Here is a 19524-nt window from a genome sequence, read left to right as displayed (position 1 = left end):
TCGCCCACGGATATTTCTCCCATGAGAGCGACTTGAAGCTCGCCCAATAGTACTACTCCTTGTGCCGGTTCGACAAAAGAGAAGGCTCCCGGGCAATCAAGGGCTGCCCACAAAAACTCTGGAGCAACCACATTCTTCACAGAGGCGAGGGACGAATCAGGAATCCACGGGGATGCGACTAGATCGCGTCCGTCGACGGGGCCAGGAAAGATACCGAGCCCATCGCCTGGATCACGGTCAGGGCCGCAGACGAAACAAGACGGAAACCAATGAGAGTCGAACCCACGAAACCGACGAGAAGCCGCATCCGCATCTTCGTAGCTCAGCGACTCGAGGGGCTCGATCTCGACCGTTGCAGGACGCGCTTCCGCAATGAGGGCATCGTCGTCGAAGAGCGCGACGCTTCCTTTTGCGCGTCGCACCTCCAAGTTCGTGCTGAGTGGCGGGGGTACACGCAGTCGAACTGCAGCGGCACCGTCAATGAACTGCGCGAGGAGCCCGCAAACGTAACCACCGTTGCCCGATTCCGGAGGTCCATGGAACCGCCGGTCGATGAGAAGAGTTTCGGTCGTCAACGGGTCTCCCGCACAGTCGCGCCTGCACCTAACGGATCGGCATTCAGCGGCCAGCAACAGTGCTGACCGGACCCGACCCTGACGACACAGTATGCCATGCCGCCAGCGGGGCTTACCACCGCTATTCGCGAATCGGAACTACGTTCCTCTCTCGCCTGTTTTCCCGTAATGTCACCCTATATGAAATATAGAGAGTGACTTCTCGGGAAAGCACGGGGTAGGCAGACCCTGACAAAACGGAAAAGCAGTGGTGGGGGTGCATGTGATATTGCGGGAAAACGGGAAGCCGGTAGGGGTTGACGTTCCGGAGAAACTAGACGCTCACGATGTGCTGCGTTGACCGCTTGAGGCTAAGGGTCTTATGTCAAACCTTGAAATGAGAGAGCCATCACTGTCTTCGGGACTACAGATTAAGATCGGAAAGGCTCGGATGATCTGCCGGCTTTGGTCCAAGTGCCCAGTGATATTTGCGGTCATTTACTGCGATTGGGAGATCGTTGATGCTTGCGATTCGGCGCTGCATGAGTCCATTGTCCGCGAACTCCCAATTCTCATTGCCATATGATCGACACCAGTTCCCCGAATCGTCGTGCCATTCGTATGCAAAGCGCACGGCTATGCGCCGCTTGTCGAATGCCCACAGTTCCTTGATCAGCCGGTAGTCCAACTCTTTCGACCACTTGCGGGTGAGAAATTCGACAATGGCCTCCCGCCCCGCCAGGAACTCGGAACGGTTTCGCCAGACACTGTCGGCCGTGTACGCCAATGAAACCTTGGCGGGGTCACGAGAATTCCAGCCGTCTTCTGCCATTTGGACTTTCTGTTGGGCGGTTTCCAAGTCGAACGGCGGCAGCGGCGCTCGAGGTTCATCCACGTTAGACATCCGGTTTCCTGCCTTTTGGTTATCGCTTCGGGTAAGTGTCAGGTATTCGAGATTGCCGGTCTTGTCAATCGTCGGGTGGTATAGCGCAGACAATCCCCCATTCCCTTGTAGCCGAGCCGACCAAATTTAACTAGCTCAGTTACAGTACCACTACAATTCAAGCTCTCTGGCGAACATTGATCGCATCGACCCGTCGCGTGCAGATCCTCACTATGGCGGACCCACGTCAGTCGCGGTCGTGCAACACAAGGTCACGTCGGAACGACAGATATGGTCGCATCTGTTTTCCCGCAAACTCACATCCCCACCTGCTCACTCTCTGTTTTCCCGTAATGTCACCCTATATAAAATATAGAGAGTGTTTTTTCGGAAAAGCACACGGCAGGCAGACCCTGACATTACGGGAAAGCAGCGGTGGAGTGCATGTGACTTTGCGGGAAAACAGATGGCTGGTGGGGCCGCTGCAGCGGCTTGTTGGGCGGCTGTTCGCGACGACCTGCCCGCGAAACTGGGTGTATGTTGCACTTCAAATCTGAAGCTAGACGGCGGAACAGCCAGTTTCTCTATCAACCTTTAGTTCGGGCGAGTCAACAGACGGACGAACATCCACAGACCAAACAGCAACTGGGAGGAAAATCCGACTACGAGAAGATTGGGGTCGCCTTTTTGCGCCGCAATGATTCCGAGAAGGGCAAGGAGAGCCAAGCTGTATAGGGAGACGGTGTAGATGACCCAGATCTCGGTCGTCGAATCGGAATCCTTCCTATGTCGCAAAGCGGTTGGAATAAGAAATGCCAAGTTCGGTACGGTAAAAACAATGCCCACAGCGGCGGAAACTGAGGCCGATTCGGCTTCGTCCAACCCGACGCTAGAGGCGCTATAGAGCGCCAGACAGCCGGCAAGAACACTAGACGAGCTGAGCAGAACAGCTTGTAGTCGGGTTCGCTCCATTGGACGGAACAAGCGTTCGCGTCCCGCAAAAGTCGAGGAAACGCCACTAAATCCTGCTAGGGCTATCGCGAGTTCCGCGAGAAGCGAATAGATGTCGGGAATACTTTCCAATAGTTCCGCCGCCTAACGGATCGGAGTTCAACGGCGTTGAATAGCGCCACCGAGGTCGCCGACCCTGAAAAAGTTGATGCCAAAAGGTACTGCGGTCAGTTGAATCGCGCTATTCAGCGTCCGGTTGGGCGGCTTGTTGGGCGGCGGGCGCGGCGCCACTCTCGGGCGCTCGCCTGAGTTTGCGCGAGTCACAGATACTCACCGAGCCCAACCTGCCGATGACGCTTGGCAAGCTCGCCGCGCCGACCGAGATCCGCGTGCGCTCCGGCGTGCAAGGCGTCGATTATATGGGGCCGAATGCATTCTTTACCGCGGCGCTACCGCGGGCACAATTCTGTGCGGTCGACTTGATCTACTAAGCTTGATCTACTGACAAGGATCAGTCGAAACACGCGACCATGATCGTCTTGCCGGCGAGTTGCGCGCGTAGCCAATGTCGCTTCGTGCCGGCTGAACGGCCGGCTTGTAGCATCAGGCAATCGTCTTCGAGTGCGGTGCCGATGAAGCGAATATCACAGCGGCCACGCGCGGGCCAGGGATGGCCAGAAGCTGTAACCAACTTGAAACCGAGTGCGGCGGTGTGCATGCCCTGGGCGACGGGTGCCGCGTAGCCGAAGCGCTGTGCGATCTCGCGATCCGAATGAAAATTGCCCTTGCCCGCGAATGCGGCCATCGATGCGAGATCCAGAATCTGTTCGGCGTCCTGCGTGTCAGTCAGATCATTTGGCCAAGCGAGCGACTCGCTAGCCGCTTCCGGGAGGCCTAGGGTCGGCGCTTGAGGCACAACGAACTCTGAAGCAGTCATCCATAGCGGCTCACCTTCGGCATTGCAGACGCTGCCCTGGAAGCAGACATAGGCCTTGCCGCGCCGATTGGTCACCGTTGTTATGTCGGTCGCAACGCGCAGCGTTTCGCCCACCTTGGCGGTGCCGATGACTTCGATCTGTTGACGCGTGTGCAGGATATTTCGCGGCAAGACGCGAAAGGCGATCCCAACTGCTAGATTGCCAGCCAATGCGGTCGGGATCCGGTCGCTCGCGACTTCGTGAACGCCGCGCGCGAGCCGCGCCACGGTGGATTCGCGCACCGTGACATCCCAGCTCGGGACCGCATAGCCTGGGCGCACCTTGGCGAAGTTGACTGGCCATGCTTCGTCGAGCCCGGCGATCGTCATAGACGACTCCCACGCTGTCTGACGGATCGAAGATAGGCGGCACCGAATCGCGCCGTCCGCTCCGCCGAGCCTGAAAAGGTTGATGCCAGGACGGTACAGCGGTCAGTTGAATCGCGCTATTCGGTGTCCGATTCATCGCTCGACTCTTTGAGTGGCTGAACAACAAGTTTCAATCCGAATTCTCTGGCCGCCTCTCGCATTGCCTGACCGCCCGTTTCGGTAAATACAACGGTTTCTGTGACGCGGGCTCCAGCACGCTTGGCAAAAATGGAAGCTGGGAAATCTGAGGCTGTTGCGTTCAATGCAGTATCGCTGCTGCGCCGCGTCTGCACGCTGTACGTTGAGGAAGGTTTGCTCGACAAGAATCCGGCCAAAGGTGCCAGGAAAATCGTGAGCACTGTGGCAAGGCGTTACAAAAAGGAAGTCGGGCGCATTGATTCATGGACGTTCAAGGAATCACGCACTCTGCTCGAGATTGCAGAAGCCAAAGAGAAGACCATATACCCCGCCGTTCTCGCACTGCTGCACACCGGAATGCGGCGCGGCGAAATGCTTGCGCTGCGCTGGGGGGATGTGGACTTTGATCGCTTGAGGATCACGATTCGCCGGGCAATGGTTCGCGGGAAGGTCACAGTGCCGAAGAGCGGCAAGGCGCGCGAAGTCCCGCTGTCGGCTGAACTGGCAGGCGTGCTGCACGACATGGCCGAGACGCGGCATCGACGAGAAGGCTTCGCCGATCCGGGCTGGGTGTTCCTCTCGGCCCAAGGCCAGCAGCTTATGGAGCGGAACTTCAACCGTTCGTTCACGCGACTCACTACCGCCGCAGCCAAGAAGGAGGTTCGACCACTAAACCTGCATTGCTGCCGGCATACGTTTGCGACATTGGCGCTTGAGTCTGGCCGGAACATCAAGTGGGTGGCAGAGATCCTGGGGCACTCGGACCCGACCATTACGCTTCGGACCTATGCCCATGCCATGCACAAGGCCGACGATGATCTGGGTTTTCTGGCAACTCCAAGAGGCGAAAGTGCTTACCGTCCCAGGACCGTCCCGAACCGTCCCAGGATTTTTTCTGAACCTCGTAAGTAGTTGAAAAATGGTGACCCGGGTGCGATTCGAACGCACGACCCCCAGCTTCGGAGGCTGGTGCTCTATCCAGCTGAGCTACCGGGCCAGCATGGTGGGACGTAGTGGACTCGAACCACCGACCCCTGCCGTGTGAAGGCAGTGCTCTAGCCAACTGAGCTAACGTCCCATCAAGAAAGCAGTTTTTAGCGCCAACGGCGCGGATTGCAAGCTGGCCTGGGCAGCTGGAAAGTGGGGAAGCGGAAAGATGGGAAGTGGCCGGCCTAGGCCTCCTCGTCCCGGTGGGCTCGGGCGGCTTCGGTGAAGGCCACGAACAGAGGGTGGGGATCGAAGGGCTTGGAGGCGAACTCCGGATGGAACTGAGACGCTATGAAGAAGGGGTGATCTGGGAGTTCGATGACCTCGATGAGATTGCCGTCCGGTGACATGCCCGAAAAGACCATTCCCGCTTCCGACAGGCGCTCTCGGTACTCGTTGTTGAATTCGTAGCGGTGTCGGTGGCGTTCGCTGATCTCGGTCTTGCCGTAGGCCGCGTGGGCTCGGGTCCCCTCCTTCAATACACAGGGATAGGCACCCAGGCGCATGGTCGCGCCCTTGTCTTCGATCTCTTCCTGGCCGGGTAGCAGCGCGATCACAGGATGCGGCGTATCGCTACTCACTTCCGTGGAGTTGGCTCCCTCAAGTCCTGCGACATTGCGGGCAAATTCGCAGACCGCGAGTTGCATGCCGAAGCAAATCCCGAGATAGGGGATTTTGTTTTCGCGCGCGTATTGCACCGCTCGAATCTTTCCTTCGGCCCCACGCGAACCAAAGCCGTGGGGAACCAGGATCCCGTCTGCCTGTGAAAGAACACTGGCGTCGACGAGCTTTTCTGAATCGACGTACTCGATGACCACTTTGGTTTTGATCGATACGCCGCCGTGCACCAGCGCTTCGTTCAGACTCTTGTACGATTCGGTGAGATCGACGTACTTACCCACCATCACGATGGTGATTTGGCCTTCGGGGTTGCGCAAGGCCGTCGAAAGTTCTTCCCATTTCCGCAGGTCGGGTCGCCCCGTCCACATGTTCAGCACCTGGCTGATTTTTTCGTCCAGACCCTCACCCGCAAACACGAGCGGCACGTCGTAGATGGTGTCGACGTCTTTTGCCGTAATGACGGCGTCTTCGTCGACATTACAGAAGAGCGCGATCTTGGCCTTGATGCTCTTGGAAAGGAAGCGGTCAGTGCGGCAGAGAATGATGTCGGGCGCGATCCCCACCGACTGCAGCTCTTTCACCGAGTGCTGGACGGGCTTGGTCTTGACCTCTCCCGCGGTCGCCAGATAAAACACGGGTGCCACATGAATGAAGCAGGTGTGCTGTCGGCCGACCTCGGAGCGAAACTGGCGAATCGCCTCCAGGAACGGCAGCGATTCGATATCGCCCACGGTGCCGCCAATTTCGACCAAGATGATGTCGATGTTCTGCGCTGCTTCGTAGATGCGCTCTTTGATCTCATCCGTCACGTGGGGGATAACCTGGACAGTGCCACCCAGGTAGTCGCCGCGGCGCTCTTTGGCGATCACGGTGTCGTAGATGCGGCCCGCGGTGACGTTGTTCACCTGGCTCAGCACCGATGTGGTGAAGCGTTCGTAGTGGCCGAGATCGAGATCGGTTTCGGCGCCGTCTTCGGTGACGTAAACCTCGCCGTGTTGAAACGGATTCATGGTTCCGGGATCGACGTTCAGGTACGGATCCAGCTTTAGAAACGTGACCCGCAAACCGCGCGCTTCCATCAGCGCGCCGATGGACGCCGAAGCGAGACCTTTGCCCAACGAAGAGAGCACGCCCCCCGTTACAAAAATGTATTTGGTTTGCCTTGCGTGCATCATCGCCTCCCCCCTCCCCCATTCACTTGTTCCATCGAGTCAGTATTCGTCAGCTCAAGCTGCATCGGGTGAGGTCGATGCATTACTGCGTGCGATAGGGTGAACCGTGGGGGTCGAATAGAGAGTATCCGATGTGCATACTGACTACCATCACTCGCATCGCTCGACTTCTGCCAAACGGTGTTTGCACTCACGGCAGCAGCGCCATTTCGGTTAGTCCCGTCGTCTCGTCCCAACCCTGCATGACGTTCAGGCATTGAACCGCCTGACCGCCCGAGCCCTTCACCAGGTTGTCGATCGCAGAGAGCGCAACCACGTTCCCGGTGCGCTCGTCCAGCGTCACTGATACATCGCAGTAATTGCTTCCTTTTACCGACTGCAGCTTTGGCGTTTCTCCTGGGGGCAACACCCTGACGAAGGGTTCGTCCGCATAGGCCGTAGCTAGAATTTCTTGCGCGGTATCGGCGCTGAGAACGCCCCGCGAACGCATCAGCACGCTGGTGACGATTCCGCGGATGGTGGGAATCAGATACGGGACAAAGGTCAAGCTGACATCCCGATTGGCCGCGAGGCTCGCCTCCTGTTCCATTTCTGGCCCGTGCCGATGGCTCCCCACCTTGTACGCATGGGAATTGCCGTCGAGTTCTGCAAACAAGAAACCCTCCTGCAGGCTGCGCCCGGCGCCGGAGACCCCGGACTTGGCGTCGACGAAGATTCCATCGGTTTCCACCACCCCCGCGCGCAAGAAAGGCAGCATCGGGAGCAAGGCACCGGTCGGGTAACAACCCGGCGCCGCGATCAGCGCAGCACCCGGCAGCAGCTCCCGGTAGATTTCGGGCATGCCGTATACCGCCTGTCCAAAGAGCTCAGGGGCTTTGTGCTCGCCATACCACTGGGCGTAGACCGCTTTGCTGCGCAGCCGGAAATCGGCCGAGATGTCCAGGGTCACGATCGAAGCCTTGCGGAGTGCAGCCACGGTCGTGGCCGAGGCCGCATGGGGTAGACAGCTGAAGGCCACATCGACTCGCCCGGCCAGGCTCTGGGGATCGTTGGCCTCGAAGCACAGATCCGTCAGGCCGCGAAGCGCGGGGAAGCAGTCGGCCGCCGGTTTCCCGACGCGCTGTTCGGATGTCACCACGGCCAACTCGAGTTCTGGGTGGCGCAGCACGATGCGCACCAGTTCGAGACCCGTGTATCCACTCGCGCCTATGATCGCAACTCTCATCTCAGTTCTCTTTTTGTCTGTCTCAGCTACCCGTTAATACTCAAAAGTCGTCTCAAAAGGAAACGGGAGACCCGAAGGGCCTCCCGTTTCGAGAGAAAGCTCATATCCCCTCGAGGATCAACGCTTCGAGAACTGGAAGCGCGCGCGAGCGCCCTTCTGTCCGTACTTCTTGCGTTCCTTGCGACGGGAGTCTCGCGTGAGATACCCCGCCTGCTTCAGCGTCAAGCGGCGCGCCGGATCGAGCTTCTCGAGCGCCCGGGCGATCCCGTGGCGCAAGGCACCGGCCTGGCCAGAGATGCCACCACCGCAGATGTTTGCGTGGATGTCATAGGTTTCGAGGGTTTCGGTGTCCGCGAGCGGTTGTTGCACGACCTTGTGCAGTGCGGGCCGCGGAAAATACTCGTCAAAGGCGCGACCATTGACAATGATCTGGCCCGAGCCAGCCATGATCCGCACCCGGGCGATGGCGCTCTTGCGCTTGCCAGTGGCGATTGTGACCTCAGCCAAGTTTCAGCTCCTCTGGTTTCTGTGAGGCGTGGGGATGATTGGGACCGGTGTAGACCTTGAGCTTGGTCGCCATCTTCCGACCGAGAGAACCCTTGGGCAGCATACCCGTCACGGCCTTGCGAACCACACGGTCTGCATGGGCCGAAGCCAGAAGTTTCCCCGCCGTGATTTCTTTCAGCGAGCCTTTGTAGCCCGAGTGTGAGTAGTACTTCTTTTGCGCGAGCTTGTTGCCCGTGAGTTTGATCTTTTCGGCGTTCACCACGATCACGTACTCCCCGGTGTCGACATGGGGGGTAAAGATCGGCCGGTGCTTGCCGCGCAGCACGCTGGCGATGCGTGTGGCCAGCCGGCCGAGCACCAGATCCGTGGCGTCGACCACAAACCAACCTCGCTCGACCTCCGCAGGCTTGGTGCTCTGGGTCGCCTTGTGCGCTGTGGCTCCCATTGGGGTTGCTCTCCTCACTCGTCACAGCAGCCCGAACGCCAGGATCGTGGATCCGGGCAGTTCGGGGTGCAAAAAACAGCCGTCTCTCAACCGTCTCTCAACGGTCTGTCTCTCAACCGTCTCTCAACCCAGCCATCCAGCCGTCTGATTGTCGGGATTGCTGGGGTTGTCCAAATATGGGACCGGCAATTTTTAACGGAGTGGCACGCCCACGTCAAGTGGGATCGACCGTGCAAAGAGGCCTTAACGGGCTGACTTTCCAGGGGAAACCTCGCCGGGGCCCAATGCGCCGGGCGGCGAGTCCGCATACCGCACCCAGACCAGGGTCAAGCCCAAAGCCTGCGCCGTGGGACCGGCTTGTCCGCGGTCGCGGCTCTCGAGCAACGCAGCCATGGAACCGGGCGCCCGTCGCCCGCGACCCACTTCGAGAAGTGTCCCGGCGATGTTCCGCACCATGTGGCGCAAGAACCCCGACCCCTCGACTTCGATCAAAATCTCTCCCCCTCGAACCCCTAGGATGTCGATCCGAAACAACTCTCGCACGGTCCCTTCGACCTCCGAACCCGCCGCCTGGAAGCAGGCAAAATCGTGCACGCCCAACAGCATCTGGGCAGCGCTGCGCATCGCCTCGAGATCGAGCGCCCGCGGGAAGTGCAACCAACGTCCTTCCCGCAAGGGGGAGCGCAGTGGGCCGTTCCAGATGGCATAGCGGTAGAGCTTGGAGACGGCCTGTCTGCGGGGGTCGAAGTCAGCCGAAGCCGGCTCGGCCGAGAGCACCACCACGTCCCGAGGTAGATTGCCGTTGAGCGCGCGGAGCAGCTCTCCGCTGTCGAGACTCGTGTCGAGAGAGAGCGCTACGACCTGCCCTTCCGCGTGAACCCCAGAATCGGTGCGCCCAGAACCCTGGACTCGAGCCGGGGCTTGCGAAATCTTCTCGGCGGCGACCAGCAGACAGCCTTGCACGGTCCGGCAATCACCGGCCTGGATTTGCCATCCCTCAAAGTTGGAACCGTCGTATTCGAGAACCAGGCGAAAATCGCGCACCCGCAGCGCTCCTCAGCCGGTGCCCAGGCAGGTCTCGGCGATCTTGGCGGCGTTGATCGCCGCAAGCCGCAGGGTGTCCGCTGCAACCCAAAGCAGAATGCCATTCTCGACCGAGGGATCCCGGCGCACCCGCCCCACCGCCACAAAGTCCTGGCCCGCGGTCTCGCGAGTAGATGGACCGATATCGTCCTCGTCCCAGAGTTCGAGGCCCGGGGCTTTGCGAAATAATTCGCGGGCTTGTTCGACCGAAAGGGGACGCCGGGTCTGGACTGAGAGTGCGCTGCCGTCGCCGACAAACGTCGGCACCTGAATGGACGTCGTCGTCATTGCGAGATCCGTCGCGACCAACCGGCGAACGTCACGCAGCAAGTCGCTCTCGCAACTGGCGGCGAAGTCCCCTTCCCGTTCACCCGGAAGCGCGAAGCAGTCGAAGGCCACCTGGCTCGGGAAGACATCGTCGGGCGGTACGTCTCTTTGATTGAGCAGGTTCAAGGTCTCGGCTGACAATGCGTCGATCCCTGCGCGACCCGCACGGGACGCCGAATGCAGCACCGTACCCACCACGCGTTCGATTCCCGATGCCCCCTCGATCGCCGCCAGTACATGGGACCACGCCAGCGACACGCCTGCGGGCGAAGCAATCACTGGCGCGTTGCGAATCAGATCCGGTGCACAGAGATCGGCGACGTAGAGCGGGACTTCGGAGGATCCCGCCGCCATCGCGCCGGTACAATCGATACACGTCACTTCGCTGTGCAGCGCGTCGCGCACTAGATCCAGCGCGACCGCCGGCGGCGTGCAGATCATCAATAGATCGAGACCGCGCAGGGTCTTGGGCGCGGATTCGATCACAACGGACTCGACACCAAAATCGATTTCTTCGCCGACTGATTTGTCCGTCGCAAAGAGCTTGAGTTCTTCCACCGGAAAGCGGCGATCCGACAAGACTGAGAGAAGTTCTCGCCCAAGGGTTCCCGACGCCCCCGCGATCCCGACACGCAACCCTTTCGACTCGTTACTCATGCCTGCCCCAATTGTTCGAGGACACGGTCGCCCATCTCAGTGCAGCCAATGGTCGGTCGGTCTTCGCCTTCGAGCACGATGTCCCGGGTGCGGTGTCCGGCATCGAGCACCGCGTCGACGGCAGCGCGAATTTCACCGGCCGCTTCGTGGGCGCCGAAAGAGTGCTCGAGCAGCATGGCCCCGCTCAAGATTGCGGCGAGGGGGTTGGCGAGATCTTGGCCGGCAATGTCCGGGGCCGAGCCGTGCACGGGCTCATACAGACCGAGCCCTCCCTCAGCGAGGCTCGCCGAGGGAAGCATGCCCAATGAACCGGTGATCATGGCGGCCTGGTCCGAGAGGATGTCTCCAAACAGATTCCCCGTCACGATGACGTCGAAACGGCGCGGCTCCTTCACCAACAGCATCGCGCATGAATCCACCAACTGGTGGGCGAGTTCGATTTCGGGATAGTCCTTCGCAACTTCTTCAACGACTTCCATCCACAACTGCGAGACTTCCAACACGTTCGCCTTGTGGACGTGGGTCAGATGTTTGCGTCGCCCCCCGGCGGCTTCGAAGGCCACCCGGCAAATTCGCGCGATTTCATTTTCGTCGTACACCATTGCGTTGCTGGCCCGGCGCACTGGCCCCGATCGATCGATGAAGCGCGGCTCTCCAAAGTAGATGCCGCCGGTCAATTCGCGCACGACGAGCATGTCGATGCCTTCGACCACTTCGGGTCGCAGACTCGAAGCCTGGGCGAGGGCAGAGAAGACCTGGGCGGGGCGCAGGTTGGCAAACAATCCCAACGCCTTGCGAATGCCCAGGAGTCCCTTCTCTGGCCGGGTATCCACAGACATATCGTCCCACTTCGGGCCGCCGACGGCACCCAGCAGGATGGCTCTACTGTCTCGACATCGCTCGATCACATCATCTGAAAGAGGAGTGCCCTTCGCGTCGATCGAAGCTCCGCCGATCAGCGCTTCTTCGAAGACGAGCTTGATGTCGTGCCGTTGGCAAACCACTTCGAGCACGCGCTGTGCCTGCCGTGTGACCTCGGGACCGATCCCATCACCGGGCAGTACAACAATACGATCCATCGACTTTCCTTTCCGTTTCTAGTTGCAAGTAGATTGAGCGGGACGAGATCGGCGCGAGCATGCGCTCGAGTCAGATTCCCTTGGGCGCAGCGACCTGGCGCCGCCGCTTGTGCCATTCGAGTTTGTTGAGGGCGTGGACGTAGGCCTTGCCGCTGGCGACCAGAACGTCTTCGTGTGCCCCACGACCGATCACCCGGCGCCCCTCCTCGCTCACCGTCACCGAGACTTCGCCCAGGGCATCGAGCCCCGCCGTCACGGCGTGCACCTGGTATTTCTCGAGCACGCTCTTGGTTTCGGTGAGTTCGCTGATGCCCTTGAAGATCGCGTCTACAGGTCCCACGCCGAGACTCGTGCACTTGCTCAGGTGACCGTCCACCGTGATCTCGACGGTCGCACTCGGCGTGCCGAAGGTCCCGCAGGTGATACTGAGTTCGCCGAGTACGAAGCGGTCTTCATCCGTTTCGACCATGTCGGCGACAATGGCTTCGATGTCCTCGTTGAAGATCGTCTTCTTGGCGTCGGCCAGACTCTTGAAGCGCCGGAAGGCTTTTTCGAATTCCTCACCCTCTACGTTGATCCCCAGTTCCTCGAGTCGCTCGTGAAACGCGTGACGACCAGAATGTTTGCCGAGCACGAGTTCGTTGGAAGCCCGTCCGATCGACTCGGGGGTCATGATCTCGTAGGTGATCGCCGCCTTGAGCACGCCGTCCTGATGGATACCCGCCTCGTGGGCAAAGGCATTCTCCCCGACAATCGCTTTGTTGGGTTGGACGGGGACACCGGTAATCGAAGAAAGCAGGCGACTGGACGAATAGATTTCCTGGGTATTGATCTCGGTATCAACGCTGCCGAATTGATCGCGCCGGGTGCGAAGGGACATCACCACTTCTTCGAGGGATGTATTGCCCGCCCGTTCGCCAATTCCGTTGACCGTGCACTCGACCTGACGCGCTCCCGCGCCAATGGCCGCGAGGCTGTTCGCCACCGCGAGACCGAGATCGTTGTGGCAGTGGACGGAGAAAATCACGTCTGCGGCACCGGGCACCCGCGCCCGCAGATCGCAGATCAGCCGTTTGTACTCGTCCGGGGTCGTGTACCCGACGGTGTCGGGGACGTTCAGGGTCGTGGCCCCGGCCTCGATGGCGGTCGTGAAGACTTGCACTAGATAGTCGATATCGGAGCGGGTCGCGTCTTCGGCGGAGAACTCGACGTCGTCCACAAACGACCGAGCCTGGCGAACCGCGCGATCGACCTCGGCCAGGACCTGCTCGCGACTCATGCGCAGCTTGTGCTTGAGGTGGATATCGCTGGTTGCGATGAAGGTGTGGATCCGGGGGGTGTTCGCGTGTTCGAGCGCCTTGGCCGCGCGATCGACATCTTCGCTCGAAGTGCGCGCCAGCCCGCAAATGATCACGTTGCGAATTTCTCTTGCGACCGCATCGACCGCCTGGAAGTCACCTTCACTCGCAATCGGAAAGCCAGCTTCAATGACGTCGACCCCGAGTCGTTCCAGCTGGCGCGACAAAGTCAGCTTTTCGTTTCGGTTCATGCTGCAGCCCGGCGACTGCTCTCCGTCACGCAAGGTGGTATCGAAGATTCGAATCAATTCACGACTCATGATGGTCCCCCAGGAGACGTTGTGTCGGCTCCGGCAACGTTCGCTTCTTCATCCGGATTGACGCGCTCGAGAATTTTACCCGTGCGGTAGCGGTAGTAGAGTTCAAAGGGACCCGAAGTCACGTACACGATGCCCACGATGAAAAAGCTGACCTCGGGTTTTGCGATCAAGGCGATGAAGACCACGACCGCAATCGTAATGGCCCGGTAGCCGCTAAAGGAAGGCAAGTCCTTGTTGCTGAGATAGGGAATCGGCGAAACCATCAACAGGCCGATCAATGCCAAACCGAACGCGGGAAGCATCGCGGGCATGTTCACATGGATCCCGCTCTCACGCAGAAACCCGACAAACCAAACCGTCGAAACCACCATGCCTGCAGCCGCAGGACTCGGCAATCCGTCGAAACGTCCGCGGTATTTTCCAGAGGTTACGTTGAAACGCGCCAGCCGCAGGGACGCGCACGCCGTGAAGACAAACGCCATCACCCAGCCCGTCCACCCCAACTCCATGAAGTGACCCGCGTGAAACGCGATCATCGCCGGCGCCACGCCAAAGGAGACGGTGTCGGCAATCGAGTCGTATTCCATGCCAAACTTGGTGACGGAATTGGTCATCCGGGCCGCGCGACCGTCGAGGACGTCGAAGATCCCGGCCAGGAGAATCGCCCAGGAGGCTTGTACGGGGTCCCCGGTGCTGGCCTTGACAATGGCGTAGAACCCGGCCGCGAGGTTGCCCGTCGTCAGGATGTGGGGAATCAGCGGAGCAAAGCCCTTGGACGATGCTCGCCTGCGCGAACCGCGCCGCCGACGCCTCCCCTTGCGTGCGGTCTTCACTTCCGTGGCGTCGGTACCCACTCAAAGACCCCCTTCAACCGTTGGGTCGGCTAGTTCTTCGCGCGATCGACCAACTGCCCTTCCTTGAGCCAGGGCATCAGGCCGCGCAGACGCGCGCCGACTTCTTCCATCGGATGTTCGGCGGCTTGACGACGCATGGCCTTGAACGCAATGCCCCCGGACTTGTTCTCGAGGATGAAGCGCTTGGCAAACTCGCCGTTCTGAATCTCGGTGAGGATATCTTTCATGCGCGCCTTGGTATCGGCGTCGATCACCCGAGGTCCACTCACAAAGTCGCCGTACTCGGCGGTATTCGAAACCGAGTAGCGCATGTTGGCGATGCCGTCCTGATAGATCAGGTCGACGATCAACTTGACCTCGTGAATGCACTCGAAGTAGGCCATCTCGGGCGCATAGCCCGCTTCGACCAGAGTCTCGAAGCCCGCCTTCATCAGCGCCGTCAGCCCACCGCACAGAACAGCCTGCTCGCCGAACAGATCGGTTTCGGTCTCTTCTCGGAAGGTGGTTTCAATGATGCCCGCGCGGCCACCGCCGATCGCGCTCGCATAGGCGAGTGCAATCTGCAGGGTGTCACCGGTGGGATCTTGATGCACGGCGACCAGGCAGGGCACACCTTTGCCGTTTTCGTAGTGATCGCGAACCGTGTGCCCGGGGCCCTTGGGTGCCACCATGAACACGCCGATGTCTTCGGGCGGCGTAATCGCTTCAAAATGAATATTGAATCCGTGGGCCACGCAGAGATAGTTGCCGGGCTCGAGGTTGCTCGCGATTTCGTTGGCGTACACATCCGCCGCGAGTTCATCGGGGAGTGTCAGCATGATGATGTCAGCGCGGCTCGCGGCTTCGCTGACCGTTGTGACGGACAACCCGGCGGCCTCGACCTTCGACCAACTCGATGAATCCTTGCGCAGGCCGACCACCACGTTCACTCCCGAAGCGGCGAGGTTCTGGGCGTGGGCGTGCCCCTGGCTGCCATAGCCCATGATCGCCACGGTCTTGCCTTCCAGGCGGCCAAGATCTGCGTCTTTGTCGTAATAGATGTTGAGTGCCATCGGTCGGTTCATTCCCTTTTTCTTCAATTGCGACTGCGACGATCGGGCTCGCCACGTCGTAATTGCGTTTCGTCACGGGTGTCCCCGCGCTGCGTACTCCCGCGCACGACGGACCGGAATACAGCATTTTGCCGGAAGCCTTGCCGAGAGACTTTGGTCTCCGAAAGCGCGGCGCTACAGGGTAGCCCTCTAGCTTGGTCCCGATGGGCTAACTCCGCGAGACTACGAGAGGTTTCCTGCGATGTCAAAGGAGGCTTCCGAGCCCGCAGAAAGCGCCGACCCGGCGATTTCGCCGGCCAATCAGACGCCGCTGGGCGGCTCGAAGCGCTCTGCGGTCCGGCTGACCTCTGCCTCGGCCCGGCGCACATATCGCGGCGCGAGAGCCGAAGCCGCAACGTCCTTGCCCGCGGCCAGATGAGACAGGGCGAGACGGCCAATGCTCGAAGCACTCGGTTCCAGGACTTCGTCCAGGTTGCAGCGGATCTCATCACTCCGCAGTTCCCGCAGCCTCTCAGCCACGATCAACGCCCCGTCGCCGACAATCCGGCAACCCGAAGGCAATCGCTCGGCCAACTCGTCGGCGCTGTAAACGAGTTCGGGCAATACATCTTCCCGGGGAGCAAAGCCCTGATCCGAACCCGCGAAGCCCGCCGCATAGACCTCTCCGCGCTGGGCATTCAGCGCCCCCACGACCACCGCCGCGGTGTCCGAACTGGCTTCTGCGAGGGCCTGCAGGGTAGAGATCGGTATCACCTTCACCCGGGTACCCAACACGAGACCCTTCACCGTGGCCACGCCAATTCGCAAGTTGGTAAAAGAACCCGGACCGATCGACAGCGCGATGGCGGCGAGATCGTCGATCCGGATTTCGCTTTCCTGCAGGACTCGGTCGATCAGAGGCAGCAAACTTTCGGCCTGCTGGCGGTCGGTCTCGGCGGCGCGCTCTACCACGAGCTTGTCCCCCGCAAGCAGCGCCACGCTCGCGATCCGGGTCGCCGAACAGAGTGCGAGGCAAAGTTCGCCCCCACCCTTCACACTGGCCGCCCCGGCTGAGTTCACAGTCCGGTGCCGCGCAACCATTCGACGAAGTTGCCCCAATGCCTGGAGAGATCGTTCCAGAAGGCCAGGCCCATCAGCATGAGCAAGAAGGTCAGACCGATCTGCTGGGCGATTTCGCGACTGCGCAACGAAAGGGGGGAACGCTTGATGCCTTCGACCATGAAGATCAGCGCCTGGCCCCCATCGAGAATCGGAATCGGGAGCAGGTTCAAAAAGCCGAGATTGATACTGATGAAGACCATGGTGTTGATATAGACGATCCAGCCCATGTCGAGGGATTTGCGCGCGACCTCGGCGATCCCGATCGGACCGGAGACGTTTTCGAGTCCCACTTCGCCACTGATCAACTTTCCCATGCTGCGCAGGAACAAGGCCGAGCGTTCGATCGTCATCCGAGTCGCCCTGGGAATTGACGCCAGGGGATTGAGGATCTTTTCAATGTGTTGCACCCCGGGCAGCGTGGGAAAGCCGTGGGTGATCCCGATGAGATAGACCACCTGCTCCATTCCCGTGATGTCGAACGGACCGGGGATCTTGCTCTCGACGGGCGCGATCTCAACCTGTCGCGTCTCGCCGTTGCGGGCATAGGTGATATTGAGTGTCCGGCCTCCGCTGGTGCGCACGACTTCGGCGAAGCTGGCGAAACTCCCGATGGGATTGCCATCCACCGCGAGAATCAGGTCACCACTGGCCAACCCCGCCAGTTTGGCGGGCATGTCGTCGCTCACGTCCCGCACCAGCACGGCCGCGGGAATCACCCCGAGTTCGCTTATGGTTGCTACGGCCGGAACCACGAGTTCCACTGTTTCGACCGCGTCGCCAATTCCGCGCTCGACGCTTACCGCCAGCGACGCCCCGTGGTTTGCGGCGGCGTAGACCTCGGCGAGCGTCTCCCAGTCTTCGACCGGAGCGCCACCCACGAGATTTACGCGATCCCCCGAAAGCAATCCCGCCCGGGCGGCTGGAGAATCGGCCAGGGGTACACCGATCATGGTGGGCAAGCGCCGATGTCCGGCACCGATCCAGCCGATTTCGATCACGCCGCCAAACTCGTCCATGCCTGAACGTATCTGCACAGGAATCTCGAAGGAGAGTTCGTCCCCTTTGCGCAACACTCGGATGTGAATGGGACTGTCGTCGTGTTTGCGGATCGCCTTGGCGACCCCGTCCCAATTGGTCACCGCTTCGCCGTCGATCGAGATGACGCGATCATTGGCGCGCAAGCCCGCGGCTACCGCCGGAGAATGGGCTTCGACCATACCCACCACCGGCGAGAGTTGTGGCATGCCGACGGCCAGGATTCCGACGAAAGCAACAATCGGGAGCAGCAGATTCATGACCGGGCCCGCAAAGGTAATCGCGAGCTTCTGCCAGGTCGGCTTTGCGCTGAGGTACTCGTCGGGCCTGGCGTCGGGGACCGAACCGTCGCCTTCCTCGCCCTGCACCCCTTGCATTTGTTCGCCTAGCATCTTCACGAAACCGCCCAGTGGGAACCAGGCAATCACGTATTCGGTCCCACCGCGCACCCAACGCAGACGCATGTCACCAAAGCCAATGGGAGAGCCGAAGCCGAGCGAAAACTTGAGCACCCGCACACCGCACGCCTTTGCGACAATGAAGTGGCCAAATTCGTGGACGAAAATCAGCAGCCCGAGCATCGGGATCAAAGCGAAGAGATAGTTGAGAATTGTCATGCGGCCCCCTCGGCGTGCTGGTCGGGGGCGAATTGTTCGATTGCGATTTGTGCCCGCTCCCGGGCCCATGCGTCGGCCGCGACAATTTCGTCGATGTCACCGACGCGTGTTCCGGCTCGCTCGTGCAGATGCTCGTCGAGAACGCGTTCGTTGATGGCAGCAATTTCACCAAAGGCGATGCTTCCGTCGAGGAACGCGGCCACGCTCGCTTCGTTTGCGGCGTTCAGCACTGCGGGCGCTGCTTCGCTGCCTGCGAGCGCTCGATAGGCGAGATCGAGACAGGGGAAATTCTCGCGGTTGGGCGGCTCGAAGTCGAATCGCGCGACCTGCGTGAGGTCGAGGCGTGGGATCTCCAGCGCCAATCGTTCGGGATGGGCGAGCGCCACCGCGATCGGGACGCGCATGTCGGGTAGCCCGAGTTGGGCAATCACCGAGGTATCGCGAAATTCGACCAGGGAGTGCACGATCGACTGAGGATGAACCACAACGTCGATGCACTCCGGCGGAACGTCGAACAACCAGCGCGCTTCGATCACCTCCAGCCCCTTGTTCATCAGACTGGCGGAGTCGATGCTGATCTTGCGTCCCATGTCCCACTTCGGGTGGTTGAGCGCTTGTTCGATTGTCGCTCGTGAAATGCGCTCGGCATCCCAACCCCGAAAGGGCCCCCCCGAGCAGGTGAGAATAATGCGCGAGACGTCCTCGCTGCGCTGACCCGACAGGGCCTGGAAAATGGCGCTGTGCTCGCTGTCGACGGGCAAGAGCGTCACGCCATGGGCTTTGACCTCGCGCAACATGAGCGCACCGGCCATCACCATGACTTCTTTGTTGGCCAATGCCACATCGCGACCCGCTCGAATCGCGGCCAGGGTCGGGCGCAACCCAACGGCGCCGACCAATGCGGCCACCACCAGGTCGCAGGGCGCCACGCTGGCGACGGCCTCGAGGCCCGCATCGCCAACCATGATCTCTACTCCCTCCCCCACGCGCTTCGCCAGTTCCGCGGCGGACTGGGGATCGGCCACCGAAACCAGCTTGGGAGCAAATTGCTTGATCTGGTCCGCGAGCAATTCGACGTTCTTGCCCGCTGCAAGAGCCTCGACGCAAAACTTCTCCGGGTTCTGCGCCACCACCGCAAGCGTCTGGGTGCCGACGCTGCCTGTGCTCCCCAGGATCGAAATGCGCTTCACTCGGAATCCGTCCGATGTTCGCCGTTCCCGCTCACCTGCGAACTCGTCATGCCAAAGCGCCGCTCGCGTGATTGATAGTCGAC

General features: G+C 60.5%; 18 protein-coding genes and 2 tRNA genes. 2 read left to right on the top strand and 18 right to left on the bottom strand.

What is annotated here, in order from left to right:
- Nucleotides 1–978: 978 nt before the first annotated feature.
- Nucleotides 979–1458: a nuclear transport factor 2 family protein gene (locus tag IH881_16910; protein MCH7869375.1), complete on the bottom strand. Its 480-nt coding sequence runs from the start codon at nucleotides 1456–1458 to the stop codon at nucleotides 979–981.
- 573 nt (nucleotides 1459–2031) lie between these two features.
- Nucleotides 2032–2520 carry a hypothetical protein gene (locus tag IH881_16905; protein ID MCH7869374.1) on the bottom strand — a complete coding sequence of 163 codons (489 nt, stop codon included), beginning with the start codon at nucleotides 2518–2520 and terminating at the stop codon, nucleotides 2032–2034.
- Between the two features lie 179 nt (nucleotides 2521–2699).
- Here IH881_16905 and IH881_16900 point away from each other — a divergent pair, with 179 nt between their 5' ends.
- Entirely contained in the window at nucleotides 2700–2879 is a 180-nt protein-coding gene (locus IH881_16900) for a hypothetical protein (protein MCH7869373.1), read from the top strand.
- 20 nt (nucleotides 2880–2899) lie between these two features.
- On the opposite strand, the gene IH881_16895 is transcribed toward IH881_16900, so the two are convergent.
- Nucleotides 2900–3694: a hypothetical protein gene (locus IH881_16895; protein MCH7869372.1), complete on the bottom strand. Its 795-nt coding sequence runs from the start codon at nucleotides 3692–3694 to the stop codon at nucleotides 2900–2902.
- 258 nt (nucleotides 3695–3952) lie between these two features.
- On the opposite strand from IH881_16895, the gene IH881_16890 reads away from it, so the two are divergent.
- On the top strand, nucleotides 3953–4783 hold the full coding sequence (locus tag IH881_16890) for a site-specific integrase (protein ID MCH7869371.1): 831 nt from the start codon (nucleotides 3953–3955) through the stop codon (nucleotides 4781–4783).
- A gap of 8 nt (nucleotides 4784–4791) precedes the next feature.
- Here the strand turns inward: IH881_16890 and IH881_16885 are convergent.
- From IH881_16885 to IH881_16815, 15 genes are all read right to left on the bottom strand, one after another.
- Nucleotides 4792–4868, bottom strand: a tRNA-Arg gene (locus IH881_16885).
- 4 nt (nucleotides 4869–4872) lie between these two features.
- Nucleotides 4873–4949: transfer RNA gene (locus tag IH881_16880), tRNA-Val, on the bottom strand.
- Nucleotides 4950–5043: 94 nt separating this feature from the next.
- Complete coding sequence (locus IH881_16875) at nucleotides 5044–6651, bottom strand: CTP synthase (GenBank protein ID MCH7869370.1); 1608 nt, start codon at nucleotides 6649–6651, stop codon at nucleotides 5044–5046.
- Between the two features lie 190 nt (nucleotides 6652–6841).
- Complete coding sequence (locus tag IH881_16870) at nucleotides 6842–7876, bottom strand: N-acetyl-gamma-glutamyl-phosphate reductase (protein ID MCH7869369.1); 1035 nt, start codon at nucleotides 7874–7876, stop codon at nucleotides 6842–6844.
- Between the two features lie 117 nt (nucleotides 7877–7993).
- A complete protein-coding gene (gene rpsI, locus IH881_16865) occupies nucleotides 7994–8383 on the bottom strand; it encodes a 30S ribosomal protein S9 (GenBank protein MCH7869368.1) in 390 nt (129 codons plus the stop codon).
- A complete protein-coding gene (gene rplM, locus IH881_16860) occupies nucleotides 8376–8828 on the bottom strand; it encodes a 50S ribosomal protein L13 (protein MCH7869367.1) in 453 nt (150 codons plus the stop codon). The genes rpsI and rplM overlap by 8 nt, the downstream gene beginning before the upstream one ends.
- 243 nt (nucleotides 8829–9071) lie before the next feature.
- Nucleotides 9072–9872, bottom strand: a complete 801-nt coding sequence (gene truA / locus IH881_16855) for a tRNA pseudouridine(38-40) synthase TruA (GenBank protein MCH7869366.1) — start codon at nucleotides 9870–9872, stop codon at nucleotides 9072–9074.
- Between the two features lie 12 nt (nucleotides 9873–9884).
- On the bottom strand, nucleotides 9885–10895 hold the full coding sequence (locus tag IH881_16850) for a hypothetical protein (GenBank protein ID MCH7869365.1): 1011 nt from the start codon (nucleotides 10893–10895) through the stop codon (nucleotides 9885–9887).
- Nucleotides 10892–11974, bottom strand: a complete 1083-nt coding sequence (gene leuB, locus IH881_16845; GenBank protein MCH7869364.1) for a 3-isopropylmalate dehydrogenase — start codon at nucleotides 11972–11974, stop codon at nucleotides 10892–10894. Before leuB ends, IH881_16850 begins: the two co-directional genes overlap by 4 nt.
- Before the next feature lie 70 nt (nucleotides 11975–12044).
- Entirely contained in the window at nucleotides 12045–13592 is a 1548-nt protein-coding gene (locus IH881_16840) for a 2-isopropylmalate synthase (protein MCH7869363.1), read from the bottom strand.
- Nucleotides 13589–14446, bottom strand: a complete 858-nt coding sequence (gene pssA / locus IH881_16835; GenBank protein MCH7869362.1) for a CDP-diacylglycerol--serine O-phosphatidyltransferase — start codon at nucleotides 14444–14446, stop codon at nucleotides 13589–13591. The genes IH881_16840 and pssA overlap by 4 nt, the downstream gene beginning before the upstream one ends.
- Before the next feature lie 29 nt (nucleotides 14447–14475).
- On the bottom strand, nucleotides 14476–15498 hold the full coding sequence (gene ilvC, locus IH881_16830) for a ketol-acid reductoisomerase (GenBank protein MCH7869361.1): 1023 nt from the start codon (nucleotides 15496–15498) through the stop codon (nucleotides 14476–14478).
- 300 nt (nucleotides 15499–15798) lie between these two features.
- Nucleotides 15799–16557, bottom strand: coding sequence for a tRNA (adenosine(37)-N6)-threonylcarbamoyltransferase complex dimerization subunit type 1 TsaB (gene tsaB, locus IH881_16825; protein MCH7869360.1), 759 nt, complete (start codon nucleotides 16555–16557; stop codon nucleotides 15799–15801).
- On the bottom strand, nucleotides 16554–18251 hold the full coding sequence (gene rseP, locus IH881_16820) for an RIP metalloprotease RseP (protein MCH7869359.1): 1698 nt from the start codon (nucleotides 18249–18251) through the stop codon (nucleotides 16554–16556). The genes tsaB and rseP overlap by 4 nt, the downstream gene beginning before the upstream one ends.
- Nucleotides 18248–19441 carry a 1-deoxy-D-xylulose-5-phosphate reductoisomerase gene (locus IH881_16815; GenBank protein ID MCH7869358.1) on the bottom strand — a complete coding sequence of 398 codons (1194 nt, stop codon included), beginning with the start codon at nucleotides 19439–19441 and terminating at the stop codon, nucleotides 18248–18250. Before IH881_16815 ends, rseP begins: the two co-directional genes overlap by 4 nt.
- Between the last annotated feature and the right edge of the window lie 83 nt (nucleotides 19442–19524).

The sequence above is a fragment of the Myxococcales bacterium genome (assembly GCA_022563535.1).
Lineage (GTDB): Bacteria > Myxococcota_A > UBA9160 > UBA9160 > UBA4427 > DUBZ01.
The sequence above is the reverse complement of the archived record's forward strand: the minus strand, read 5'-3'. Positions and strand labels throughout refer to the sequence as shown.